Below are 23,221 nucleotides of genomic sequence, written 5' to 3' on the forward strand. Positions count from 1 at the left end.
AAATCCTTTGTTGTAAAATGACCGATAATGGCGACTCAATGCGTAAAAAGACGACCAATTACGCCAAATATTCGAGCATTGGCTTGCAAATGCTCGGAACCATCGGACTGGGGACCTACGCGGGAGTAAAGCTGGACGAGTGGCAGGGAAATAAAATTCCCGGTTGGACATTGGCATTATCTTTACTTTCTATCGCTGCCGCCTTGTATAATTTCATTCGGCAGGTCAAATCCTGATTTCTAAGGGAAAGATGACCCAATATATTTTTGTAATACTCAGCACTTACCTGCTGTTTGTTACCTATTTCGTTGATTAACTTTTATAAAATGTTTCGAACTATCCTTTTTACGTTCTTTTTGGGAATTGTACTTTTTACAGCCGATTACTTTTCAGTCGGTGCCTATATCCATCCTGAAAAATGGACTATTCTGGCCTTCTTCTTTGTGGTTTCGTTGCTTCAACACCGTTTGATGGAGCAGGGTTTTAAGGAGAATAGAGAAAGATTTGTTCAATTTTACCTAACCACGGTTGTCGTTCGTCTCTTAATGTGCTTGGTATTTGTAGGGGTATTTTTGTATTTCAAGGTGACCTCCCCCAATAGCTTCGTCGTTACCTTTTTTGCATTTTATTTATTTTATACTTGTTTTGAAATATACGGATTGTATCGTAACTTGCGCCGCGATTTGGAATAGGAGCGTATTCTTAATTTGTAATTCGTTAATCGTTAGTTATGTTTCAGACCTTACGTCATACATTTTTCGCGACATTCGCGCTACTTTTTGTTACTTTTTCCGTTGCTTTCGCCGAAGAACCGGCTCATGACCATGAAGCCAAAGAAAGCAAATTCAACATTGGTGAGATGATTATGCACCACATCGCAGATGCCCACGAATGGGAATTTGCGCATGGTTTGTCAATACCGCTTCCTGTCATTATTTATGACAATGGGGTGAAGGTATTTTCATCGAGCAACTTCTACCACTCGCCCGATGCTACCCACGAAGATCACGAAAACCACGTGTATCCCAACAAAGCCTTAGGCTACGTATTGGAGCATGAGCACATCTACCCAATCGGGGCAGATGGCAAAGCCAACAAAGAAGCACACGTATTGGATTTTTCCATTACTAAGAACGTAGCTTCTCTGCTTTTAAGTGCCGTTATTCTTTTGCTTATTTTTACCTCGGTTGCCAAAGGTTATTCCAAAAATAAAGGGAAAGCCCCTTCGGGCATCCAGTCGTTTTTGGAGCCTATCATTCTGTTTATTCGGGATGAAGTGGTGAAGCCTGCCATCGGCCCTAAGTACGAAAGATATTTGCCTTATTTGTTGACCTTGTTTTTCTTCATTTGGGTAAACAACCTGCTTGGGTTGGTTCCTGGTGGCGCAAACTTAACGGGCAATATCGCCGTAACGTTAATTCTGGCGGTAATTACCTTTATCATTGTTCACTTTAGCGCCAATAAGCATTATTTCGCTCACTTGATTAAGCCAACGGGTGTACCTGTTGCTTTGTTGCCGATTATGATTCCGGTAGAAATCGTGGGTGTATTCATGAAGCCTTTCTCATTGATGGTTCGACTTTTTGCCAACATCACGGCGGGTCACATCATCATCCTGAGCCTTTTAGGTTTGATATTTATTGCCAACAACTTAGGCGGTGGCGGTACCGGTTGGGCGGTGAGCCCGTTGGTGCTCATCTTTACGTTGTTTATGAACGTTATTGAGTTATTGGTGGCGTTTTTGCAGGCCTTTATCTTTACGCTCCTGACGTCAATGTACATCGGAAGCTCCATCGAAGAGAGCCACGAAGCAGACCACGGACACTAATTTACGCGTACCATTTTTCATTGAATTCTTTTGTTTCACTATATAATAAATTACAATCATGTTGCTTCAAATCTTACTCCAAGCTGCTGCTGAAAGCGGTGCAGGTCTAGCGGTATTAGGTGCCGGTATCGGTGCAGGTTTAGCTGCAATCGGTGCAGGTCTAGGTATCGGCCGTATCGGTGGTAGCGCAATGGAAGGTATTGCTCGTCAGCCAGAGGCTGCTGGTCGTATCCAAACTGCGATGTTGATTATCGCGGCTTTGATCGAGGCCGTAGCTCTTTTCGCTGCCGTTATTTGCTTGTTGATTTCTTTCAAGCTCTAATTGCAACAAAGGGATTTCGTACTGTGCGCATTAGGCGTCGGTACGAAATCCTCTCTTTTGTAGTAAACAAGAGGAATTCTAAATTATTATCTAAAAACTGTAAACTGTATTCAAATGGAATTGTTAACCCCCGCAATCGGCTTACTTTTCTGGATGTTGGTGGTATTTGTTATCTTGGTGGTGATCCTGCGCGTAGCCGCTTGGAAACCCATCATGAACGGCTTAAAAGAACGCGAACATCAGATTCAAAGCGCGCTTGATTTGGCCGAAAAGACCCGTGCCGACATGGCTAAGTTGCAGTCAGACAATGAAAAATTACTGGCTCAAGCCCGTGCCGAGCGCGACAGCATTTTGAAATCTGCCAAAGAATCTGCCGACCGTCTGATTGCCGAAGCAAAAGACCGCGCAGGTATCGAAGGAAAACGCATTATTGAAGATGCACGTGAGGCCATCAACAACGAGCGCGTAGCCATTGTTGCTCAAATGAAGAAAGAAATCGTCACGATTTCGCTTGATATTGCCGAGAAAGTGTTGCGCAAAGAATTAGGCGACAAGACCTCGCAGGAGAAATTGGTAGCTGATTTGGCCAAAGAAGCAAGACTTAACTAGTCAATTATCATTCAACATTGAACTGTTGATGTTCAATGGTAACTGTTCAATAAATTATGTCTGAATCTACCGTAGCATTACGATACGCCAAATCGCTTATTGACTTGGCACAAGAACAAAACGTGGTGGACACTGTTTATCAGGATATGCTTTTCTTCAAGCAGACAGCAGAAGAAAATCGTGGATTGATGTTGGCCCTGAAAAGCCCTGTGGTACGTCACGACAAGAAATTGGCTATTCTGGAAGGAGTGTTTAAGACCAGAGTAAGTCCGACTTCTTATACGATCTTTACCATCATCACGAAGAAAAACCGCGAAGGAATTATGTTTAGTATCGCGGAAGAGTTTATCAAGCTGTATGATGAGAAAAAAGGCATTGTCAAAGCGCTCATTACTTCTTCGATGCCATTGACCGCTCCATTACGTACACAATTTGTGAGCATAGTAGCAGAAGCTACTGGCAAAACAGTTGAATTAGAGGAGAAAGTAGATGAGAAACTCATTGGAGGATACGTGTTGCGCGTTGGAGACCGGCAAGTAGATGCGTCTATTCGCACGCGCTTAAACGATTTAAAATTGAAGTTGCTCAACTAAGATATTTTTTATCTGCTTAGAGTGACAGAAGCCCTCATTGCTTTGCGATGAGGGCTTTTTTTGTTGGTTATCAAAAAAATACCCCCTTCTTTTTAAGAGAAAGGGGGCTGAGTGTCGGTAGGAATGAGACTACATCGCCTCAAAAATTTCTTCGATGGCATCGGCCAAGGCTTCGTCTTTTTCGGTCACTTTATCGCCTGCATCGTGTGTAGAAAGCTCAAACGTCACTTTGTTATAAACGTTTGACCACCAAGGGTGATGGTTCATCTGCTCGGCTACTTCGGCCACTTTGGTCATAAATGCAAAGGCTTCTTTGAAGTCTTCAAATTCGTATTCTTTTACGAGCTTATTGTTTTGTTCTATCCACATATATCAATTTGTTATGGTCAAGATTAACCGTTGGTATCTCTACTAACGATTAATCTTTCAAAACTGACATACTTTATTATTCAACGAGGCGAAAGATGGGTAATAATTATTCCTTGACGTCATCGTTGAAAAAACGCCATTTATCAAGCTTCCATCGCATCATACACCACTACTTTGCTCCACAAATGGGAGTAGTTTTTGATGAATTCTTGGTGAATCGGATGGTCTTGGTATACCTTTTGCCCCGCCGTGTCGTCAAAAAACATCAACTCCGATACATCCCAACTTGTATCTACTACATCTCTTTTTTCGGTGCTTGCTAATACTCCCACGTGTAGTTTACGGATGGTCTCTATTTTTGAGAGGGTTTTTACGCCTTCTACCAGTTTATCACGGTCGGCTACGGAGCCTGGGTTTTTGAGCCAAAAGAAAACGTGGTGTACAAGCTGCTTTTTGGGCGCAGCTGCGATGACGTTGGCAACCACCCCCGTTCCGACGAGGGTAGCGGCGGTTAGAAATGAACGACGATTTGATTTTTTCATAAAAGAATTAAATAGGTGAGTACCCGACAAAAATACGAAAAGAGGTTTGACTTAACTTCCGTTATTCTACGGTGACAGATTTTGCCAGATTTCGGGGCTGGTCCACATTGCGTCCGCGCATTACGGCCACATAGTACGAAAGTAATTGTAGCGGAATGGATGAAAGCAACGGAATCAGGATGTCGTGCGTTTCGGGTACTTCAATCACAAAATCAACCATGTTCGGAATCAGCTCATCGCCTTCGGTCACGATAGCAATCACGCGGCCTTTACGGGCTTTTACTTCCTGAATATTGGAAACGATTTTTTCGTAGGAACTGTCTTTGGTAGCAATAAAAACTACCGGCATGTCTTCATCAATGAGCGCAATTGGGCCGTGTTTCATTTCGGCCGCGGGGTATCCTTCGGCGTGGATGTACGAAATTTCTTTCAGTTTCAAAGCCCCTTCCAACGCAACGGGAAAATTCAGCCCCCGCCCCAGATAGATGAAATTGCGGGCGTAGGTGAAAATATACGCAATTTCTTTGATGCGGTCGGCGGCTTTGAGCACTTGCCCCACCTTTTGCGGAATCGCCGATAGGTCGAGGAGCAATTGTTGGTAGAGTTCTTCGGTGATGCTACCCCGTTTGTGGGCAATGGCAATAGCCATTTGTGTCAACACAGTCACTTGTGCCGTAAAGGCTTTCGTACTTGCTACGCCGATTTCGGGCCCCGCGTGGGTATAGGCTCCCGCGTGGGTTTCGCGCGCAATGGATGACCCGACCACATTGCACACGCCAAAAATGGTCGCTCCTTTCGATTTAGCGAGCTGAATGGCCGCGAGGGTATCAGCGGTCTCGCCAGACTGAGAAATGGCAATGACGAAGTCGTCTGGGTTGATAATAGGGTTGCGGTAACGAAACTCCGAAGCGTATTCGACTTCTACGGGAATTCGGGCGAGTTCTTCAAAGACGTATTCTGCCACCAGCCCCGCGTGCCACGACGTGCCACAACCTACAATAATGATGCGTTTGGCTTCGGCGAGTTTGTCCATGTAGTCGCTCAGGCCGCCCAACTGCAAGGTTCCCTCTTCGCTGTTGACCCGTCCGCGCATACTATCGGCAATGGAGCGCGGCTGTTCGAAGATTTCTTTCAGCATAAAATGGTCATAGCCGCCTTTTTCAATGGCTTCCAATTCCAGTTCTAACTTTTGAATGTAAGGAGCTTGGCGTTCATTTTCGAGATTAACGATTTTAAGCTCTCCTTGTCGTACCAAGGCCACTTGGTTGTCGTCTAAGTAAATGACATCTTTGGTGTATTCAATGATGGGGGTAGCATCAGACGCAAAAAAGAATTCATTTTCGCCCACGCCAATGACCAACGGGCTGCTTTTGCGGGCGGCAATCAGCTGCGTGGGGTCATCTTCGGAGATTAAAACGATGGCGTATGCACCCACCACCTCCTGCAAGGCGAGACGTACGGCCTCTTCCAACGAACAATTGGTTTCTTGCTGAATGTCTTCAATGAAATGGACCAAGACTTCTGAGTCTGTTTGTGAACGAAATTCGTGGCCTTTTTTGAGTAATGCCTGTTTTAGACTGTCGTAGTTTTCGATGATACCATTGTGGATAATGGCCAGTTTTTTATGGTTTGAATAGTGAGGGTGAGCATTGATATCATTTGGCTCTCCGTGGGTGGCCCAACGCGTGTGGCCGATGCCGACAGTAGCGTGTAAATCTTTGTTTTGGAGTTCATTTTCGAGGTCAATGACTTTACCTTTCTTTTTGTAGATTTTTAGACCGTCTCCATTGAGCAGCGCTACACCAGCACTGTCGTAGCCTCGGTATTCGAGACGTTTGAGACCCTTCAGGATGAGAGGACACGCTTCGCGGTGGCCCACATACGCTACAATTCCGCACATAGTAAGAGATGTTTTAGATGAGTTGAGGGACTCTGCCGTTTTTAAAAAAAATTATCAACCTAAAGAGCCCTAAAAACTTTTTTAAAAAACTTATTTTAGTACAATAAATATACCTAAAATTCTCGAAATTTACTGAAATATTACAAAAACAAAAAGAGAGCGGAAGTTTTTCCGCTCTCTTTTTAAATCCAATGTTTATCGTTATTTTTTTACTTAGTCACGGTATAGAAGATCCTTAACTTCACGTTTTCTGGGGTGGGGTTTATGGTAAAACGGTCCACCTTATTGTTGATAAACGGATAAAAACTTGTTAAGGCTTGGTTGCCCGATACGTACGATTGTAGGGTAGACCCTTGACTCGTTGGCATCAGCAACAAAGCGTTACTTTTCTTAAAACCGATAGAAACCGCCTGTAAATACGTGGTAAGTACGAAGTTATAGTTACGGAATTTAGAGGTGTACGGGACGATTTGCGGCAAAACATACGACTGAAAAGTAGCGCCATCTACTGGGAGCAGTAATTCGGTATCTCCTTTTGACCTTAAGACTCGGTTGGTTTCGTCGGTTTCGGCCATCGTAAGGGTACTAGGTAATCCGTATAGACCTCCAACATGCTCAGGTTGATTGGGCACGATATTTAACTCTGCACGATTGATGGCAACGCGCCCATCTCCGAATAATTTTGATAAATACGGAAACTCAACCTTAGTCACAATACCGAGGGCATCCTGAACATAATTCAGGCCTTTGGTTTGGGCGGCGGGCAAAGGTTTCAACGGTTGAATTTGGCTCAAGGCAGTTCCTTGGCGGTCTGCTTGCATTTGGTTAAAGCGCTTCAGCACAGGAACCCGAAATACGTACGCGATGGTGTCGTTGGTAATGTGATAATAGAGGTTCAGGCTGATTCCCGAGGTTGCAGGAGAAAACCCTATCACCATTCCATTGCTTGCCGATGGCACCAACGTAAAACCTCTGAGCTGCTGCGCAAATTTAAGCGCCGTGCTGCCTTCCGTTTTTCCGCTCAAATCCAGCAGCTGCTGTCCTAATGTGTTAGGAAGTTTAAACTGGAACGTATTGTTGGTTGAAGGAGTCGGATTGAATTTGACACTGGCTAGCGCGGCCGCGTCGTACGGAATGCTGCTGTTGTTATAGTAATTTTTGCCCGTTCTGAGCGAATCACTCAAACGATGAAGTTTTACCTCAAAGGGTTGGAGCGTATCGCCATACAGGTAAGAATACGCAACATTCAGATGAAGTGAATCAAAGACGTAGGTATTGGTACTGCCGTCTGAATTGAGGTTGAGTGCTTGCCCCATCTCAAAGAAGGGTTGTGCCGAAACCCGACCAAAAATCGGGTCGCGGTAGTTCCCTACGAGCATTTGTTGCGCATTGGAAGTACGAACTGAATCCAAAAGAACGGTGCTGGTGCGAACGGTAACGGTGTCGGTAAACTGTACCTCTGCGATTACTTCGGGCGGGAGTCCGATTTCTTTCGGGGCTTCGCACGCTGCCAGCAGAATAGCAAAAGCGATGACCAGGAAGCCGGCTGTTTTAGCCGGCCAATTCATTATATAAGTTGTAATAAGCGTCGGTATAGTTTTCGTCTTCTTCAACCAGTTCAAGCTTGCGTTCGGGCAATTCATCAAGGATTCTGTTTAAACTTTCACTAAAATCATCATCAGCTTTTACTACGGCATCGGCATACGCACATCCAATTTTGATAAAACCTTCAAAATCGGCAGAACGCAGATGCGCCAATGCCTCATCGCTGACGTCCATGGCTTTGGCTTTGTCTAAAATATCGCCTTCAAATTTGTAGTTGAAAGCGTTGTTGTAGACGGTGAAAACACACTTTGTATCCTTAAACATCGGATCGTTTTTGTAAGTGGTTTTCAGGTAAAGGGGAATAAGGGCGGTCATCCAGTCGTTGCAGTGAACGATATCGGGAGCCCATCCCAATTTTTTAACGGTTTCGAGAACTCCCTTGCAAAAGAAAATGGCGCGCTCATCGTTATCGTCAAAAAAGTTGTTGTCCTTGTCTAAGAAAACGGACTTTCGGTGGAAATAGTCTTCGTTGTCGATAAAATAAACTTGTAATTTGGCGCTTGGGATGGAAGCCACCTTGATTACCAGCGGTTTCTCATCGTCACCGACTGAAATATTAATACCAGAAAGGCGGACCACTTCGTGGAGGCGGTTTTTGCGCTCATTGATGAGACCAAAACGTGGTACTAATATGCGTATCTCCATGCCCCGCTCTTGCATCGCTTGGGGAAGTTTTCTTACGTAGTCGGCTACCTCAGTGATTTGGAGAAAGGGATTTATCTCGCTGGCTACATACAAAATCCGTAGTTTACTCATAGGCTTTGGTAAAGCTTGATAGGATTGGTTTTGAAGAAAAATTTTGCAAAATTATACAAAATTTTGGCGATTTTCAACCATATTCCCCGAGATTTATTTGATATGGCCGAAAGATATTACCTTTGTTGCCTAAAATTCTCCTTTATCGAATCTATGAAAACTCCTTTGGTTGAGAGCTTGGTTGGTTGGGCCACGTTGGGCTTTTTTATTTTGTGGGTTATGGAATTCCGTCGGACTCAATTTCAGGAAAGCTATTGGCTCTTAATGCTTAGCCTATCGTGTCTTCTGGGTTTTCAATACCTGCGCTATCGTCGGGGGGCAGTGCCACTTTTGGATAAATATGATCCAAAAAAAGAAGTGAAACCCAAGGCGACAGTGAAGCCTTCGCTTAAAAAGAAAAAATAAGTCTATCACGTTGATTTTCTACAATAACCAGAGGCTAATTAAAAAAATACCGTCGCCCAAGGGGCGATAACGTTCGTCGGGAAGTACTTTGGCCGAAGAGCGTTTCAGCACGTGCATACACCCGCTCATCACAACGACGACGATTGCGGCCCTGACGCAATACCGATAAGTGGTGAAAATAATCACGGCCAATGCTCCGACGATAATCAATCCCAGCAACCAATTCAGGACCGAGGAGACCGTTTCGGTACCCCACGCGATAGCGAGTGAAAAGCCTTCGTCCAGCTCCAGGGACTCAAACCATGAGAACAGTAATAAATTCTGGAAAGCCAATAAGCCATATAAACCCATCAACACGGGACTTTCCCACGCGAGGGTAGTCTCGGTCAGGATAGCAGGCCCCCAGATGCCTGCGGTGTATACAATCGCTACCAGCGGCTCTTTAAAAACCTGAGCCGTATGTTTGGCAGAAATCCGGAAGGCAAACCCCAAATAGAGGCCCACTAAACTGGCTAACCCGACGCCAAACCAAAGGACTTTTGAGGGTATCCAGAACAGAAGTACCAATGAAATCAAGCCCAATCCCAAAAGAATTTTAATCAACCAAGCTTCGTTTTTAACGTGAAAATCGTGTCGAGGAGTAGGGGAGTGGTCGGATTTACGATTGTCTAATAAACGGTCGGCGACGTAAATCATAAATACGGCAATTCCTACCAAAAGCGTGGAGGCCCACGAAACTTTCCCGTGGCCGTCGGGCAAACGGCTCGCAATGATGTGGGTGACGACGGCTCCCGCTACCACGTCCAAACTAAGCCAATGTGCTCGTTTGAGGTAATAGTTAATGATAAAAGCCGTATCTTGAAGCCACTGCATATGGACAAAAATTGTTAGAATGAAGGATTTACGAGGTGAAGCGGAGACGGATTAGCCTTTCGCTTTCAGGCTGTGTTTTATTTCACGAATGCGCTCATTGAAGTTCCAGTTGTGAAAGTCGACGTTTGGGAGGCAGGTCGTTTCCAGATAATCCATAACCGTAGGCGGGTGAATCACGCGTTCTCCTTGCCGTACATCAATGTATTTGGAGGTTACCCAAAGTACATTTTTGAGTTGGGTACGGGTGTCGTCGGTCATGTAATACTCCGTGACGGTGGTATCTTGATTAAAATAAATCAATCGGGACGTAATCCGAACCCATTCGCTTACCATGGCGGGACGCACATAGGCAATCTGGTGTTGGTAAACCACCCAACTTTGGCCCAATTCCCGAAAAAGGCGTCCGAAGTTGAATTCGTAAAGTTTGGCTACTTGGTCTTCGCGGGCGTTGAAATAATAATCAAAGTATTTAGCGTTGTTGAGGTGTTGCAAGGGGTCGCAATCCTGAAAACGAATCACCATGCGCGATTCGGGTTCTTTGGGATATTCTTTGCCGGGTATACGTTCAAAAAACATGAGAGTAACGGTAAAACGTTGTAAAATAATTGATTGGTGAGGCGTTTTTAGGCCAGCACCAGGGTGAGTTAAACGTTAAAATGGGTTGTACGATTAATGGATGATGATTAATCTTTCACTTTACGGCAAACCAGCAGCCTTTTATCGGCGTTGGCGAGCGTTGTGGCCAGCAAATATACGTCACCCCCGTCTTTTAGTTTTAGTTTTTTGCGAAGTTCGTCGGTAGTACCGGGGAAATTTCGGAGGGTAAGGTTTGCTTTTTCGCTTGTTAGATAGGGCGTAAGCGCTTTATTATCAGCTTTTACCGTGGCAATTAGTTCAAAGGTTCTGCCAGGAAATAGCCGTACCAGCCTTTCAGAAGTATAGAGGTGACTGTGTGGGGCAATTTTAGCAATTTGGTATTTTGCGGCGACTGTTTTAAACGCTCCTGCTTTCAAAATGGCGGCGTTGGGTTCGTAAATGTACCGCAGAGGGGTACTGAATTCAACAACGGTATCTGACTCCTCTGACCAGTAAAAATCAAAGATTTGTTGGCTGCCGTCGTTCTTGAAATTAATGGTTTTGATGACAAGGTCGGTAGCGGGTGTTCCTATTTCCAATAATAATTCTTTGCACTCATTTTCAACCGCAACTACGTGAACGACCCTGATTTGCGGCACTTCCAACAACGTCTGTGTTAGGTCTAACAAAGGCGATACTTTCACAAGGATGTGGTGCGCCTTCTCCAAAAATAAAGTCAAGTGCTTGGTGACGTCGGGCTCGCAATCCCCCAATCCTACCACTCGACGTTGGTCGGCGGTGCGGCGGGCGGGGTCGAGATAAAGCCAATCCACTTTGCCCGTCAACCGTTGTAAAAAAGCGATGGAATCGTTGCAAATACATTCGATGTTGGGGGTGTTCAGGATGTCGAAATTGTGGCGTGCGCGCTCGACCAGTTTTTCATTTTGCTCGATGTAAGTGACGGATTCAAAATGTTTTGAGAAATAGTAAGAATCAATTCCCATGCCACCCGTGCCGTCAACAATCGTTTTTGAGGCTGTTTGACTCATGATGTCGGCTTTGTAACGAGCGGTGGCTTCGGAAGAGCTTTGTTCGACCGACACAGCGGGCGGGAATACCAAACGAGGCTCGGCACACCAGCTTGGTAGTTTTGTACGGGCCTTTTGCCGAGCCTCAATTTGGGCAATGACAAACTCTTTTTCTTTGCCGTATTTGAGCCGTAAAGAAGTCGGATTTGCCTGACTGTTTTGTTGAATAAAAGCGATTTGTTCGTTAGATAGCATTGTATTTAGCAACGGCAACCACGAGATCGCGCTCAGTTTTTATGTCTAATTTTTCTTGTTCCATCAGTGCTTTTAAGGCTTCCTCTTTGTCAGACAGAGCGCCGAGTACTGACTTTTTATTCTTTTTGATTTTCGTCAGGCTGCCGTCGGTTTTGAGTAAAAAATATTCGTTGGCATCCTCAAAGGTATCGTAGCGCACGTTGTTGCTGTAAGGGTCTTTATAATCGGCTTTTTTTAGGGTCTTGCTGATTAACTTTACCAAGCTGGTTTTCCCTTGGTATAAGGTCAAAAAATAGATGTCGCGCATGTCGTATTTTGAGGTATGTGCCGAGGGGTACCTTTTAAATTCAAAATTTGCTTTAGTGACGGGGTCATTGATAATGAATGAATTAACTTGGTAAGGAAATACAATGATTGAATCTCCGCCGGGGCGTTTCATGACCAATTCTTTGGAGTAAGCGTTGTATTTAAGGGGGACTTCTTTGAACACACGTCCATCCACAAAGGCCATTTCTCCGCTAATCCATTCGGAAATAAAAAAAGGAGAGCCCTTTAATCCTTCATAGCGGCTGTCGAACGACGAAGTCATGTAGTTTCCCATGTTTAGGCGCCCGTCTACGTCGCGGATGAGGTTATTGGCGTTTTCGGTTTGGGCCAAAAGCGAAGTACAAGAAGCGGTCAAAAAGGCAAAAATTAGTATTTTTTTCATGGCTTTTTATTTAAAAAAATCTTCCGCAAAGTAATCGAAAGTAGGTTATCTTCAAAAGCTTACAGGCGCAAATTTAATGAATAGGGATGGGTGCTAGAGATAAATGGAAAACAAAAAAATGGGGAGGCCGACAATCTGCCCGCCTCCCCGTTTTTTATGTAGTCCCGATGAGGGTTATCTCTCGCCTGATTTCTTAAAATAATTATCGGCTTCGCGCTTGTAGAATGGGGCAAAACTCGGTGGTACAGTGCGCAATAATTCCGTTTGCCGCTGCTTGTCTTTCACGTATTGTTCAAATTCTGCGGGCGGGTTGCGAGGTTGTGGCTTGGCCGTTTCAGACTTGCGTTGGGTATCTTCTTCCTGTTGACGCAATGCTTTTTCGGATTCCAATAACCGCGTTACGATTTCTTCCTGACGTTTGATGACCGTTGGATTGATACGTTTGTTTACCAAGTCGGTTTCGGTTTCGTCCATCTTGTCCATCAACTCTTTGACCTCATTCCCCACTTTTCGGCCGCCTTCTGAGCCTTTTTGCGAGTCCATCAACTCCTTGAGCATCTGACGAATACGCGCTTGCTCGGCGGCCATTTGTGCCAATTGCTCCGACATTTGTCGTCCGCCCATGCCGCCTTGGCCCTGTCCTTGGCCTTTTTGCAATTGCTGGATGCGGTTGTTGAGCTGTTTTTGGAGCTCGCCTAAACTGCCTGGACTTTTTCCTTTGCCTTTGCTGCCTTTCTTGCTGCCGCTCCCTGGGCTGGCCATCGCCATCATCGCCGCCTGCATTTGTTGGAGTGTTTGGCTGAGCATCAACGACAGGTTATTGATTGAGGTCATGGCAAATTGCTGTTTGCTGGTCGCCATGTTGAGGCGGCGTTCGCGGATGTAGCGCGTGCTTTCGGTCATGTGAAACTTCATGTCGTTGAGCTCACGGGTTACGAACGTCTGGATTTGCATGACACGCTTGGCGAGAGCGTATAGACTGTCTTCTATCACCTTGGCATCGTCTTGAAGTTTGAGTTGTTCCTGCGCCAGTTTAACAAAGCGCGGGTCTTGCAAATTAACACCTCTAAAATCCTTCATGACGCGCTCTTGGTCAAACGAAAGGTGAATCAGGTTTTCCAGAATATCGCGCAGGTTGTCCATGTTTTCGTCCATTTCCTGCATTTCGGCGCTCTCCATCGACTCTTCCATCTGTTTGGCCATCTTTTTCATGGACTTAGCCGCTTTTTTCTGCGATTGAGAGGCGCTCTTGTTCTGCTTTTGCTGGAGTTGTTTGGAGCTGTTTTTTTGCTCTTTTTCCACTTCCTGCTGTTCCTCCTTGCCGGTGTCTATTTCCTGCTTATCGGCAAGTTCTTCGTTCAATTTTTCGAGTTCTTCGATGTCCTTTTTGGTTTCTTCAAACTCTTTATTCAGTTCTTCCTGCTCTTTCTTTAGTTCTTCTTGCTTGGCATCTTCTTTGCCGTCTTGCTCTTGGTCTTTCTGGTCCTTACCTTCCTGATCTTTTCCCTTTTGGTCTTTATCTTTCTGGTCTTTACCGTCTTTATCTTTCCCTTTCTGGTCTTTATTTTCCTTGTCTTTGGCTTCTTGCTCTTTGCTTTCTTTTTCGGTTTTCTCCGCCAGTTTTTCTTGTTTTTCGGCCATTTCGTTCAAGTCCTTCTGAATTTGCTCCGCTTTTTGCTGAAGTTGAAGTTGCTTAAACATCTCCAGCGCTTTTTCGATTTCTTTCTGAGCGTTGAATTCCTTGTTTTTTAGCTTATTCATCAACTCCTGCATCTTATCGTCCTGCTGTTGTTGTTGAAGGAGTTTTTCAAGTTGGTCGTACAGCTTTTTGGTTTCGGGGTCGAGCAATTCTTTCATCAGTTTTTGCAACTGCTCCATTTTTTGCTTCATTTCGGGACTTTGCTCTGCAAAACGTTCCTGTTTTTCTTGGGATGTTTGCGTTTGCTCTTGCATGCTCTTCATGTCGTTCATGAGCTCTTCGCGCTTCTTGAGCAAGTCCTCGATTTGCTTTTTATCCTGAAAATCCAGCTCTCGTTCACTTTTCAGACGTTGGTCGAGTTTCTCCAACTCTTTCTGTAAGTTCTTGGCTTTCTGGAGGGTTTTGTTGATTTGGGCTTCGGTTTTCTCGGCGGCCTTATCAGCTTCGGCCCGCACTTCTTCTTTGGACGGAACCGCAAAATCAATCATGCGTGATTTGGCCGATTTGGGCCCATTTACACCGTCATTGTCCCACACCTGAACGTAGTATTCGATGCGGTCGCCAGGAGTAAGGCGCAGACTGTCAACGTACCATTGGAAGTAGAAAGTCTGGTTGGTCGTTGATTTGTTGAATGGAATCCCGAATCCTTTATAAACGGTTTTCTTCTCGTCGGTTTTGTCGCCTTTGCGGCGTAAATTATAAAACACGCGTAGGTTGGAGAAGCCGTAGTCGTCGGCAATGTTACCGCCCAATACGAAGTAGTTGTATAAAGTTGTATCCTGATAATTTTCTAAAGTCAGGGTCGGATGTTTGTCGTTGATGACGTTGAGAAAATAGCTGATTTTCTCGCGGTTGTTTGACTCGTCGTTTTTGAGCTTGATTTCATAGTTGGCAGATTTCCGAACATTTTTTCTGAACTCATACCCGCCCGTCAGTTTGCTTTCGGCCGTATACGCGTTTTTGTCGCCTTCAAAGGCCAAGGCCATTTCTTCGGTAGCGTCGGTGTTAAAATCCCAGGTGATGGTTGTTCCTTCGGGTACTGTTAGGTTGCCTACATTGCTCAATTGTTCGGCTGGCTTGCCTAAATAAGCGGGATACTGGAGGGTAACATCAAACGACAACAGGCTGGGGCGCTCGGCCACGGTGAGTTTATAATCGCTTGATTTATAGCCAGCAGCTTCAAATTGAAACTCGATAGGCCGTTGCACATTTTTGAAGGTATAGCTGTAAGTGTCGGCGTCTTCGGGTTCGAGCTTAAACTTGGCTTTATTATGAACTACATAAACTGCTTCGGGCAAAGCACCGCCCGCGAGCGAAACCTTCAACGTAAAGTCTTCATTGCGAAATGCTTTTAGATTTGTATTGTCGAGTTTGAAGGTAAAGGGGGCGTCGTTGTATTCTTTCTCAAAGTGAATAATGCGGTCAGAACTGTTGGCAAAAAAGCGTGGATTGATGAGCAATACCAAGCCAATAGCGGCCAATGGGTAAATGGCGTATTTGAGATAACGACGGTTTTGGTCAATTTTGACCGCGTCTGAAAACCGTACGATTAATAATTGTTTCGATTTTTGTTGAATACTGGCTTCAATCAGGTCGGTTTGTGCTCCTGATAAATTACGTAACTGTAAGGTATTGATGAGTTTATCGCCGATTTCAGGAAAAAAGTTTCCGATTTGCCCCGCCGCTTCTTCGTCCGAAAGTGATTTACGTAAACCGTACAAATGCACCAAAGGCGTAATCACCCAACGCGCCAACGCGTAGCCCAAAATGGCTAAAAATCCAAAGAAGAGGGTGCCGCGCACCGCAGAACTAAAGCGGCCGAAATACTCGATGGTATTTACAAATAAGTACGCCGACAGCACAAACGCTGCCGCAAAAATCACACCTTTGACGAGTTGATTCAGGTAAAATTTCCGCTTATACTCACCAATGCGCTCCTGCAATACGGAAAGGGGTTGGGTTTTCATATAGTGGTGTTTTGAACGGTGCTTAAAGGGTTAGAATATAGCTTCTAAAGTTAACAATAAATTTAACGCAAAAATGATGCAAAAAGTAGCGAAGGCTAAGAAAGATTCTGATAATAACGCAAATTGGGGGAAATTTATAGGGCACGGGGTACATCAGCCCTCATTATAAAACCGTAGAACCGCAAAATAATAATTGTAAAATGTAAACGTAGGGGCAGGCCTTGCGTCTGCCCCTACAAATTTATTCGCCGGGGCGATAAATGCGCTCGGCATTGCTCAGTACGTCTTTTTTGTAGAAAAAGATTTCTTTGAATTGCCCGTTGATGTAGCCTTTAACTTGGTCGGTAAAATGCGGTGAAGCTGGGTCTGTGCTGGCTCCACCCGTCAGAATGGTCTTGGCTTTGAGGGTTTTGCCAAATTCGATGACGGCCACAAAGGTATTGCCATTGACCCCGTAATGGGCTTTCGCCTGTGGAACTTTGCGGCTTGAATAGGCATTGAGCGAACCCAGCGGGCCTGGCGTGGCGGTCACGGCCCAACTCGGGCGACTGTCGCTGAAGGTCTCGCCTTCTTTAACGCGTTGAAAACGATTGATGCTACCCCACGGCACTTCCCAAGTGCCGAAATCTTTTTTCAATTCCTGAACAACTTGTGACAACAAATCGAGCTGTTCTTTTGGCGTGATAAAGTCGATGGAGAGGTTGGCGCCGTTGGTAACCGAATAGTTTTCTTCGTTGGCAATTGGTTTTTTGAGGCGGGCCACGTTCAACGGAATGATTTTCTCGACCCACATAACGCCCAATGTAGTGGCGACGGAGGTGGTATCGGCCCGAAAATTCCAGTTTCGTAATGCTTGAATCGGGCCAGAAAGCTGCACGGAAACCGAGTCTGTGGGGTTGGTATCAAATGCCTTGACCAAGGTTGGAATAAAGCGCTCGGCATTGGGCAAATAGGTGTCATGGGCGGCCATGATAACATCGTCAATCGTGGCGTTTTTTAGGTTGTTTAGCAGTCGCACGGCGTTCATGGCGCGTGGGGTATGGCCATCGGGCAGCATGTAGGCAGGCTTGCGGCTCATGAGCGTATCAAACGCCCCCGCGCCGTAGAGCGGGGTAGAATTACAGTTTTGTACCCAGCCGTTGGCGGGATTGATATAATGCGGAATCTCGCTAAGGTCGTGCGTACCTTGCCATTCGGTGGCATTGGTGCTGCCGTCTACTGGGCGTTTCCAGTCGTATGCTGGGTTTCTCTTTGGAACGTAGTTGCCGTGCCAGTACGCGATGTTGCCTTTTCGGTCGGCGTAAATGATGTTGTTGCCTACCATGACACGCTTGCCAATGGTCGATTGAAATTCTTCAAAACTTTTGGATTTCATCTTCTGCCAATGCAAGCCCAAAAGTTCAATGTTAGCGTCGGTACTTTTTAGGGTAATCCATTTTTTATCCCTGACCGCCACGACCGGGCCGTGGTGGGTGCGGTAAACGGTGAAGGTTTTGGATAACAGTTCATTGCCTTTTTTATACTTGACCGTAATGCGCGAACTGTCAATGCCGCGCTGTTCGCCATTGTAACGGTAGGAGTACTTCCCGTCTTTCTTTTCGACGGTTTCGGCATAGAGGTCTTTGGCATCGGAAAGGGTGATGGGGTGCATCCAACCGCAAAAATCATTGAAGCCCTGAAAGATATTGAATTGGCCCAGAAATGGCGCACCGTAAGAGTTCAAACCCTGTTTGCTGACCAAATGTATCTCGATTCGTCCGTAAAATTCGGAGTGAGGATTGATGAGCAACATTGCATTTTTACTCTGCGTTTTCGACGGGGCCAGTGCCCACCCGTTGGAGCCACCCGCTTCTTGGTAAAATTCATGATTGGCCTCTGGCACGTACGATAGCGAAAGCCCCGCCTCTTTCGAATAAAATTGACGAAATTCAAGTTCGGTAAGGTTGCTACCCGTAATGGAGGGAATATTATTCATTAAGACCATCCACGGCTCCACCCGGGTGATGAGTTTCGGCTTTTTGGCAGGATGCGAAATCATGTAAAAGTTGACGCCAGCCGCGTAGGCATCGCACAGTTTGCGGAGCCATTTGGGGGTTTGATAATAGAGTTTTATGGCGCGTGTCGAGTCAATAAAAGTCCGCGCCCACAGGTCTTGGTACAATTCCCGTTCTCCTTGTACTTCAGCCTGCCGCCCCAATCGCGTGATGAGGGTATTTTCCACTTTCTCAAAAAACTCCTCGCACTGCACGTACATCATGCCAAACACCGCATCGGCGTCGGTTTTGGTGTATACGTGCGGTACTCCCCATTTGTCTTTGACGATGGTGATGCGCTTAGCTTGTTTTTGGAGGTGAGCGATTTCGTCTGGGGAGAAGGTTTGAGCCTGAAGGAGGCCCGTGCCGAAAATCATAAAGGCTAGGAGGGAGGTAAAGAGTTGTGCCATCAATACGGATTTTTAACTTGTTGATGATAAGGGGAGTCGTAGTATGGCAATTTAGAAGATTTTTTGTAAAAGCAAAAAAGGAGGCTCCTTAAAAAAACACCGATAACGGCATAAAAAAATAAATGCTAATAATAATCCAAAAAACGCTCTATCGGCTACCCATGCTTCGCTTCTGGCGAGGCTTTTGGATTTTACCCACTCGTTTTTTTAGAGTTGTTTCGGCAACGGTCACTGCAATATTTCACTTCGTGCCACACTTTCTCCCATTTTTTTCGCCACGAAAATGGCCTGCCGCATACTGGGCAGGTTTTTTGGGGAAGGTTTTCTTTTTTGACATTTTTCATCCTCTACACGATAATAATGCCTTCCTGTATGTCTCCGAAAATGAGGTGTTGTTGATTCAGAAAGCGATACCCCGAAACCCACGCCAACAGTGCATCGAATTGATGCTGAGTTTTGGGATACTCCGCTAAACAAAGTTCAGGAATAGCTCTGGACAACATTCCGCAAAGGGCTTCCATTTCGTTAGTAGTCAGTTTTTTATGATAATGGTCTGGCAGCAATATTTGGGCGATGGCTTTGGGATACACTTCGTAGGTTTCAACGTTCATTTTGTCTTGGAGGTGTTGTTTCAATTCCATGGCTCGGGCGGTTAGCCCGCCCAAAAACATCGGTGACATGGCCTTGAGCGCCACGTCGCATTGGCGGTAGTGATAATTGGAGAAACCCACAATGGATTGATAAACAGCGGGTAAAGAAAGAGGCGCATCCAGAAAGATAGTCGTTAGTGCTGGACGGTTTTGATCCAAATTATATTTGCTTATCCAGTCAATGATGAATAAGTCCGCGTCTTTTTTGTCGGCTTCATAAAAGTGAATGGCTCGACCGTCGTGGTAACAAACCACCGTATTGCCCGATGTTTTGGAGCCATAGTCAATTCCTGTAAAAGTACTTAACATCAGCGTTTCGCAATTTTGTTGAGGCTGATGCTGCGTTGTTGGGAACAGTGAAAACGGTCAATGGTATCATTGCGGAGGGCCTGATGTTTGGTCGAGCGGCCGTTCATGCGTTTGCGCCACATCTCAAAACTGCTACGTTTCATCTGCGACCGCATGAGGGCAATCACTTCTTTTTCGGGCAGGCCAAATTGCGCCTCAATTGCCTCAAAAGGGGTACGGTCTTCCCACGCCATTTGTACAATGCGGTCGATGTCTTGTTCGGATAAATTCATTTTGTACAAAGCTTGTTTGTACGGGTTAACACTTTTGAAGAGGTTTTGTTTGTTTTAAAAACTCCTATTTTATATCCTTCACGCACCGAAATCCTACGTGAAAAAGGCTGGTTTCGGATGTAGACGAAGAACGGCCCGATACGCGGTAGCCGTGGCACCAACCAGGTTCGCAGAGAAATGAGCCGCCGCGTTGAGCGAGTTCGGGCGAGAGGTCGCCGTCGCGGGTGGGTGTGCGGAAGAGTGCTTCGTAGTTGAATTTTGGGTTGGACTGCCATTCCCATACGTTGCCGCTCATGTCGGTGAGGCCGAGGGGTGTTTTGCCAAACTTTCCTACGGGCGACGTATATGCAAAACCGTCTTCGTTGTAGTTCTTGACGGGAAATTTCCCCTGCCAGATATTAGCGTTGTATTTTCCCTTGGTTTGGATGTCGTTGCCCCATGAATAAATGGCGCGGCTGTTGCGGGCGTTGCGGGCGGCGTGTTCCCATTCCAACTCGCACGGTAGGCGCTTGCCCACCCATTTGGCGTAAGCGTTGGCGTCGTTCCACGAAACCTGCGTTACGGGATGGTCGTCGGCGGCGGCAGGAAAGTCAGGCCCCATAGGATGATGCCAGTTAGCTCCGTCTTTCAAAATCCATTGTTGGCCCGTAGATTCGTCGATGATGCCCGCATTGCCAAAGGTTTCGGCTTCGGTTTTGTAGTTGGTAGCTTTGATAAATTTCCGAAATTCAGCAACGGTTACGGGGTGTGTGTCCATCCAAAATGGCGCTATCTTGGCCCAAAAAGAAGGACGTTCCTGCTCCAAGCCTTCGTCAGAGCCAATCTGCACCAATCCTCCCTGAATGTAAACCATATCAGCGGGTGCGGTTCCCGATTTCACATTGACCACTGTTGTGTCCTTGGGCTTCTCTAAACCAAGATAGCTGACGGTTGAAGGGAAATTGAGTTTTTTTAGAAACTCATTATTAAGTTCAGTCGCTTGGGTGGTTGATGTGTCAATCTGTTGATTATCAGCTTTTTCTTGGCACGATAAAAAAGAAACCAACAATGCTGAGCTGTATAAAAGGGGGAGGAAGGTGCGTAACATAACCAAGTGAAAATAGTGGACAATTAAACCTTGTAAGGTTTGGTCCATCAAAGATAACGAAACAGAAAACAACCGCATTGACGGTATTAAAAAACCATGAAAAAAACACACATCATTCGCACCATTTTTGTAGTGGTGCTGGCCATTGGAGCCCAATTGTCATTTGCTCAACGCGAGCCCATGGACCCACAAAAGCGGGCTGAGCGCGTTTCGGCAGATTTAAAACAAGCGTTGACGCTCGACGACGCTACCACCAAAAAAATCTACGATTTGGAATTGGGCCGCACGCAGGAAGTTATGAAAATCAGGGAAACCAATGCGGGTGACCGTGAAGCCATGCGAGAGAGCATGAAAGGCATCAATGAAAAATTTCAAACGAGTCTGAAAGGTATTTTGAGCGAAGACCAATTCAAAAAATACCAAGAATGGCAAGCTGCCGAGCGTGAAAAACGCGGGCCTCGCGGGGGTGGAAATCGCAGAAGAAAGTAAGCGTTAATGGGCTGTAACGTCGGCGAGGAACGTCGGCGAGGTTTTGAACCTCGCCGACGTTTTTTTATACAACACTTTCCAAATGTCTCAGCCATTGTTTTTCTCCTTCTCTACACCATTGACGGAAGGTTTCGCCCACGGGTTGATGCTGCGGTAGATAATCCATCAAGACCGATAAATCAAAACAGTCGGCCGCCACACCCGCACCAACTCGCTCGGTATCAGCCGCATTGCAAGCTTGTTCGTAGTGAATTGGGACCACCATCACGGGCTTGTCCAAATACATTGCTTCGCAGACGGACTCAAAACCCGCCGTCGTAACCAAGGCTTTACAGCCCGATAGCTTCTCTAAAAATTTAGCTCCATCCAATCGGTATAGGGTGAGCGTTTCGTCAATTTTTTCTTCGGGCAGAGCGTCTGATTTGCTCCAAAAACAATGTAAAGGTACTTCTGGATACTTGAGGTGCCATTCGAGGATTTGGCCGTACAACGCAGGATGGTTGAGATAAATTAGAATATATTCTTTTTGGGATATAACCAATGAATGAATATCATGCCGCAACAGGGGCGATACTACAAAGAGCTGTTTGGAAGGTTGATCACTGAGGGCGTCAAACGAAAGCGCCAGCATTTTTTTTGCCCCCAAAGCTGTAAGTCGGGAATTGAAATTGACCAAAAAACGGTCGATGTACCCTTTTTGGGGAAACGGGAAGCTGGAATGAAAAAATAAGTACTGGTGACCAACGCAGACCATCGGAACGGGCGGGCGATACAGCCAATTGAAGAGCCCACCCAAAATTTCGTAAAAATTGACAATTAGGTCAGGCTGATAGCGTTTTATGGCCTGGTTGATTTGTTTTAGGCTTTTTCCGAAGTGAATGGTGTTGGGCAAATGATGCACAATGGTTTTTTTGAAGTCGACTTTTCCTTCGGTATTAAAGACCAGATTTGGACTGGAAAACGCCTCTACGGGGGCTTGAATTTGGTCATAAAAAAAGGCGGGAATGGGTCGTTCGACCGCACCTCCCACCAATACCGCTACGACCTGATACCCCGAATCGCGCAATGTTTGACTCATCGAAATGGCTTGGGTCAAATGACCACGCCCTTCGCCCTGTACCAAAAAGAGAACTTTTTTCAACTGCTTTGGCTAAAATTTAATGCTACCCCAAAGCACCGAAAAAGATATTAGCTCTTCATTACCAAATAATTATGGATTTGTTGTTTTTAGGAAACTCAATAGTTGAAAAGAGACTTGCCACTACTCACTACTCACTACTCACTACTCACTACTCACTACTCACTACTCACTACTCACTACTCACTACTCACCACTCACTACTCACTACTCACCACTCACTACTCCTACCAACCCACATAACCTTCGGGTGTGATGCCTTTGAGGCGCACATAACAAATGGCTTGGCCGCGGTGGTGGATTATGTGGTTTTCCATGGCGTAGAAAAATTGCCAAACTTGGATTTTGCCACCCGCAAATCCTTCCTCTTTGGCGAGCCGCTCGGGCGAAACTTCTCCCGCTACTTTTTCAACCCACGCATAAAACCCTTTGATTTCGTCGGAAAGCTGGGCTTTGGTCAGTTTTTCCCAATCTTTTTTATTTTCGTAGGGGTTGGGAATTTCCAACCGCCCCGCCAGTTGCATGGCCGTGAACGTAACACAATGCACAAATTGCGTCCGAAAACTCATAGACTCGGGTGTGTATTTAAAATCAATATGTTGTTCGGGCATTTGGTTAAACACCGTTAGCGTGTAGTCTTGTGAGCGTTTCCAAGCGACACCAAACTCCTGTTTAAAAGTCTGAAGTTCTTTTTTTGTACGTGAAAACCCCAAAAAAGGCATAGATACGAATGCGCCCGTGAGGGTATTGAGTGCGGCTTTGCGGCTGATTTTCATGGAATAGATGAAGTTTTGGAA

25 protein-coding genes are annotated in these 23,221 nt (G+C 45.7%); 8 read left to right on the top strand and 17 right to left on the bottom strand.

The features are described 5' to 3' along the window. The first annotated feature begins 17 nt into the window (after positions 1–17). From NCI00_RS09570 to atpH, 6 genes are all read left to right on the top strand, one after another. Positions 18–236: an AtpZ/AtpI family protein gene (locus NCI00_RS09570; RefSeq protein WP_114462166.1), complete on the top strand. Its 219-nt coding sequence runs from the start codon at positions 18–20 to the stop codon at positions 234–236. A 90-nt stretch (positions 237–326) separates the two neighbouring features. Beyond that, a complete protein-coding gene (locus NCI00_RS09575; protein WP_253526934.1) occupies positions 327–692 on the top strand; it encodes a hypothetical protein in 366 nt (121 codons plus the stop codon). A gap of 38 nt (positions 693–730) precedes the next feature. After that, positions 731–1,828, top strand: coding sequence for a F0F1 ATP synthase subunit A (atpB, locus tag NCI00_RS09580; RefSeq protein WP_114069479.1), 1,098 nt, complete (start codon positions 731–733; stop codon positions 1,826–1,828). Between the two features lie 58 nt (positions 1,829–1,886). Beyond that, the gene (gene atpE, locus NCI00_RS09585) at positions 1,887–2,150 is read left to right on the top strand and encodes an ATP synthase F0 subunit C (protein ID WP_114069480.1); all 264 of its coding nucleotides are present in this window, start codon (positions 1,887–1,889) and stop codon (positions 2,148–2,150) included. 114 nt (positions 2,151–2,264) lie between these two features. Further along, positions 2,265–2,759 (top strand): F0F1 ATP synthase subunit B, encoded by a 495-nt coding sequence (gene atpF / locus NCI00_RS09590; protein ID WP_114069481.1) that lies wholly within the window; start codon positions 2,265–2,267, stop codon positions 2,757–2,759. A gap of 56 nt (positions 2,760–2,815) precedes the next feature. Then, positions 2,816–3,352, top strand: a complete 537-nt coding sequence (atpH, locus tag NCI00_RS09595) for an ATP synthase F1 subunit delta (protein ID WP_114069482.1) — start codon at positions 2,816–2,818, stop codon at positions 3,350–3,352. A 129-nt stretch (positions 3,353–3,481) separates the two neighbouring features. On the opposite strand, the gene NCI00_RS09600 is transcribed toward atpH, so the two are convergent. The 5 genes from NCI00_RS09600 to NCI00_RS09620 form a co-directional block, all read right to left on the bottom strand. Next, positions 3,482–3,721 (bottom strand): 4a-hydroxytetrahydrobiopterin dehydratase, encoded by a 240-nt coding sequence (locus NCI00_RS09600; protein WP_114462161.1) that lies wholly within the window; start codon positions 3,719–3,721, stop codon positions 3,482–3,484. A 143-nt stretch (positions 3,722–3,864) separates the two neighbouring features. Continuing rightward, positions 3,865–4,263, bottom strand: a complete 399-nt coding sequence (locus NCI00_RS09605) for a Dabb family protein (RefSeq protein WP_253526935.1) — start codon at positions 4,261–4,263, stop codon at positions 3,865–3,867. Positions 4,264–4,324: 61 nt separating this feature from the next. Beyond that, positions 4,325–6,163, bottom strand: a complete 1,839-nt coding sequence (gene glmS / locus NCI00_RS09610) for a glutamine--fructose-6-phosphate transaminase (isomerizing) (protein ID WP_253526936.1) — start codon at positions 6,161–6,163, stop codon at positions 4,325–4,327. Positions 6,164–6,372: 209 nt separating this feature from the next. After that, positions 6,373–7,731, bottom strand: a complete 1,359-nt coding sequence (locus NCI00_RS09615; protein WP_253526937.1) for a DUF4270 family protein — start codon at positions 7,729–7,731, stop codon at positions 6,373–6,375. Beyond that, positions 7,715–8,524: a glycogen/starch synthase gene (locus tag NCI00_RS09620; protein WP_013925918.1), complete on the bottom strand. Its 810-nt coding sequence runs from the start codon at positions 8,522–8,524 to the stop codon at positions 7,715–7,717. Before NCI00_RS09620 ends, NCI00_RS09615 begins: the two co-directional genes overlap by 17 nt. A 153-nt stretch (positions 8,525–8,677) precedes the next feature. Between NCI00_RS09620 and NCI00_RS09625 the strand changes: the two genes are divergently transcribed. Further along, complete coding sequence (locus NCI00_RS09625; protein ID WP_166559324.1) at positions 8,678–8,929, top strand: hypothetical protein; 252 nt, start codon at positions 8,678–8,680, stop codon at positions 8,927–8,929. A gap of 18 nt (positions 8,930–8,947) precedes the next feature. On the opposite strand, the gene NCI00_RS09630 is transcribed toward NCI00_RS09625, so the two are convergent. The 10 genes from NCI00_RS09630 to NCI00_RS09675 form a co-directional block, all read right to left on the bottom strand. After that, entirely contained in the window at positions 8,948–9,802 is an 855-nt protein-coding gene (locus NCI00_RS09630; protein ID WP_253526938.1) for a hypothetical protein, read from the bottom strand. 51 nt (positions 9,803–9,853) lie between these two features. Continuing rightward, positions 9,854–10,378 carry an acyl-CoA thioesterase gene (locus NCI00_RS09635; protein WP_253526939.1) on the bottom strand — a complete coding sequence of 175 codons (525 nt, stop codon included), beginning with the start codon at positions 10,376–10,378 and terminating at the stop codon, positions 9,854–9,856. 107 nt (positions 10,379–10,485) lie between these two features. Continuing rightward, positions 10,486–11,661 carry a class I SAM-dependent methyltransferase gene (locus tag NCI00_RS09640; protein ID WP_253526940.1) on the bottom strand — a complete coding sequence of 392 codons (1,176 nt, stop codon included), beginning with the start codon at positions 11,659–11,661 and terminating at the stop codon, positions 10,486–10,488. Further along, positions 11,651–12,370 carry a hypothetical protein gene (locus NCI00_RS09645; protein WP_253526941.1) on the bottom strand — a complete coding sequence of 240 codons (720 nt, stop codon included), beginning with the start codon at positions 12,368–12,370 and terminating at the stop codon, positions 11,651–11,653. Before NCI00_RS09645 ends, NCI00_RS09640 begins: the two co-directional genes overlap by 11 nt. A gap of 174 nt (positions 12,371–12,544) precedes the next feature. Beyond that, positions 12,545–16,036 (bottom strand): DUF4175 family protein, encoded by a 3,492-nt coding sequence (locus NCI00_RS09650; protein WP_253526942.1) that lies wholly within the window; start codon positions 16,034–16,036, stop codon positions 12,545–12,547. A gap of 241 nt (positions 16,037–16,277) precedes the next feature. After that, on the bottom strand, positions 16,278–18,479 hold the full coding sequence (locus NCI00_RS09655) for a penicillin acylase family protein (RefSeq protein WP_253526943.1): 2,202 nt from the start codon (positions 18,477–18,479) through the stop codon (positions 16,278–16,280). A 191-nt stretch (positions 18,480–18,670) separates the two neighbouring features. After that, positions 18,671–18,823: a DUF2256 domain-containing protein gene (locus NCI00_RS09660; RefSeq protein ID WP_166559317.1), complete on the bottom strand. Its 153-nt coding sequence runs from the start codon at positions 18,821–18,823 to the stop codon at positions 18,671–18,673. Between the two features lie 3 nt (positions 18,824–18,826). Further along, complete coding sequence (locus tag NCI00_RS09665; protein WP_253526944.1) at positions 18,827–19,438, bottom strand: DUF429 domain-containing protein; 612 nt, start codon at positions 19,436–19,438, stop codon at positions 18,827–18,829. Beyond that, a complete protein-coding gene (locus NCI00_RS09670; RefSeq protein ID WP_206023284.1) occupies positions 19,438–19,710 on the bottom strand; it encodes a TIGR03643 family protein in 273 nt (90 codons plus the stop codon). The genes NCI00_RS09665 and NCI00_RS09670 overlap by 1 nt, the downstream gene beginning before the upstream one ends. A gap of 64 nt (positions 19,711–19,774) precedes the next feature. Continuing rightward, positions 19,775–20,797, bottom strand: a complete 1,023-nt coding sequence (locus NCI00_RS09675; protein ID WP_253526945.1) for a formylglycine-generating enzyme family protein — start codon at positions 20,795–20,797, stop codon at positions 19,775–19,777. Between the two features lie 96 nt (positions 20,798–20,893). Here NCI00_RS09675 and NCI00_RS09680 point away from each other — a divergent pair, with 96 nt between their 5' ends. Further along, positions 20,894–21,286, top strand: coding sequence for a DUF4890 domain-containing protein (locus NCI00_RS09680; protein WP_166559314.1), 393 nt, complete (start codon positions 20,894–20,896; stop codon positions 21,284–21,286). A gap of 64 nt (positions 21,287–21,350) precedes the next feature. Here NCI00_RS09680 and NCI00_RS09685 read toward each other — a convergent pair whose 3' ends face one another. Together NCI00_RS09685 and NCI00_RS09690 are read right to left on the bottom strand one after the other, a co-directional pair. Beyond that, positions 21,351–22,427 carry a glycosyltransferase family protein gene (locus tag NCI00_RS09685; RefSeq protein ID WP_253526946.1) on the bottom strand — a complete coding sequence of 359 codons (1,077 nt, stop codon included), beginning with the start codon at positions 22,425–22,427 and terminating at the stop codon, positions 21,351–21,353. Positions 22,428–22,651: 224 nt separating this feature from the next. Beyond that, positions 22,652–23,200: a DinB family protein gene (locus NCI00_RS09690; RefSeq protein ID WP_253526947.1), complete on the bottom strand. Its 549-nt coding sequence runs from the start codon at positions 23,198–23,200 to the stop codon at positions 22,652–22,654. Positions 23,201–23,221 lie beyond the last annotated feature (21 nt).

The sequence above is a fragment of the Runella salmonicolor genome (genome assembly GCF_024158025.1).
Taxonomy (GTDB): domain Bacteria; phylum Bacteroidota; class Bacteroidia; order Cytophagales; family Spirosomataceae; genus Runella; species Runella salmonicolor.

Excerpts from the sequence above, each read along its gene's own strand:
- NCI00_RS09620 (WP_013925918.1), bottom strand. The coding sequence starts at position 8,524 with ATGAGTAAACTACGGATTTTGTATGTAGCCAGCGAGATAAATCCCTTT.
- NCI00_RS09660 (WP_166559317.1), bottom strand. The coding sequence starts at position 18,823 with ATGAAAAATGTCAAAAAAGAAAACCTTCCCCAAAAAACCTGCCCAGTA.
- atpE (WP_114069480.1), top strand. The coding sequence starts at position 1,887 with ATGTTGCTTCAAATCTTACTCCAAGCTGCTGCTGAAAGCGGTGCAGGT.
- atpB (WP_114069479.1), top strand. The coding sequence starts at position 731 with ATGTTTCAGACCTTACGTCATACATTTTTCGCGACATTCGCGCTACTT.
- NCI00_RS09655 (WP_253526943.1), bottom strand. The coding sequence starts at position 18,479 with ATGGCACAACTCTTTACCTCCCTCCTAGCCTTTATGATTTTCGGCACG.
- NCI00_RS09675 (WP_253526945.1), bottom strand. The coding sequence starts at position 20,797 with ATGTTACGCACCTTCCTCCCCCTTTTATACAGCTCAGCATTGTTGGTT.
- NCI00_RS09600 (WP_114462161.1), bottom strand. The coding sequence starts at position 3,721 with ATGTGGATAGAACAAAACAATAAGCTCGTAAAAGAATACGAATTTGAA.
- NCI00_RS09665 (WP_253526944.1), bottom strand. The coding sequence starts at position 19,438 with ATGTTAAGTACTTTTACAGGAATTGACTATGGCTCCAAAACATCGGGC.
- NCI00_RS09605 (WP_253526935.1), bottom strand. The coding sequence starts at position 4,263 with ATGAAAAAATCAAATCGTCGTTCATTTCTAACCGCCGCTACCCTCGTC.
- NCI00_RS09680 (WP_166559314.1), top strand. The coding sequence starts at position 20,894 with ATGAAAAAAACACACATCATTCGCACCATTTTTGTAGTGGTGCTGGCC.
- NCI00_RS09635 (WP_253526939.1), bottom strand. The coding sequence starts at position 10,378 with ATGTTTTTTGAACGTATACCCGGCAAAGAATATCCCAAAGAACCCGAA.
- atpH (WP_114069482.1), top strand. The coding sequence starts at position 2,816 with ATGTCTGAATCTACCGTAGCATTACGATACGCCAAATCGCTTATTGAC.
- NCI00_RS09570 (WP_114462166.1), top strand. The coding sequence starts at position 18 with ATGACCGATAATGGCGACTCAATGCGTAAAAAGACGACCAATTACGCC.
- NCI00_RS09670 (WP_206023284.1), bottom strand. The coding sequence starts at position 19,710 with ATGAATTTATCCGAACAAGACATCGACCGCATTGTACAAATGGCGTGG.
- NCI00_RS09690 (WP_253526947.1), bottom strand. The coding sequence starts at position 23,200 with ATGAAAATCAGCCGCAAAGCCGCACTCAATACCCTCACGGGCGCATTC.
- NCI00_RS09650 (WP_253526942.1), bottom strand. The coding sequence starts at position 16,036 with ATGAAAACCCAACCCCTTTCCGTATTGCAGGAGCGCATTGGTGAGTAT.
- glmS (WP_253526936.1), bottom strand. The coding sequence starts at position 6,163 with ATGTGCGGAATTGTAGCGTATGTGGGCCACCGCGAAGCGTGTCCTCTC.
- NCI00_RS09640 (WP_253526940.1), bottom strand. The coding sequence starts at position 11,661 with ATGCTATCTAACGAACAAATCGCTTTTATTCAACAAAACAGTCAGGCA.
- atpF (WP_114069481.1), top strand. The coding sequence starts at position 2,265 with ATGGAATTGTTAACCCCCGCAATCGGCTTACTTTTCTGGATGTTGGTG.
- NCI00_RS09625 (WP_166559324.1), top strand. The coding sequence starts at position 8,678 with ATGAAAACTCCTTTGGTTGAGAGCTTGGTTGGTTGGGCCACGTTGGGC.
- NCI00_RS09575 (WP_253526934.1), top strand. The coding sequence starts at position 327 with ATGTTTCGAACTATCCTTTTTACGTTCTTTTTGGGAATTGTACTTTTT.
- NCI00_RS09630 (WP_253526938.1), bottom strand. The coding sequence starts at position 9,802 with ATGCAGTGGCTTCAAGATACGGCTTTTATCATTAACTATTACCTCAAA.
- NCI00_RS09615 (WP_253526937.1), bottom strand. The coding sequence starts at position 7,731 with ATGAATTGGCCGGCTAAAACAGCCGGCTTCCTGGTCATCGCTTTTGCT.
- NCI00_RS09645 (WP_253526941.1), bottom strand. The coding sequence starts at position 12,370 with ATGAAAAAAATACTAATTTTTGCCTTTTTGACCGCTTCTTGTACTTCG.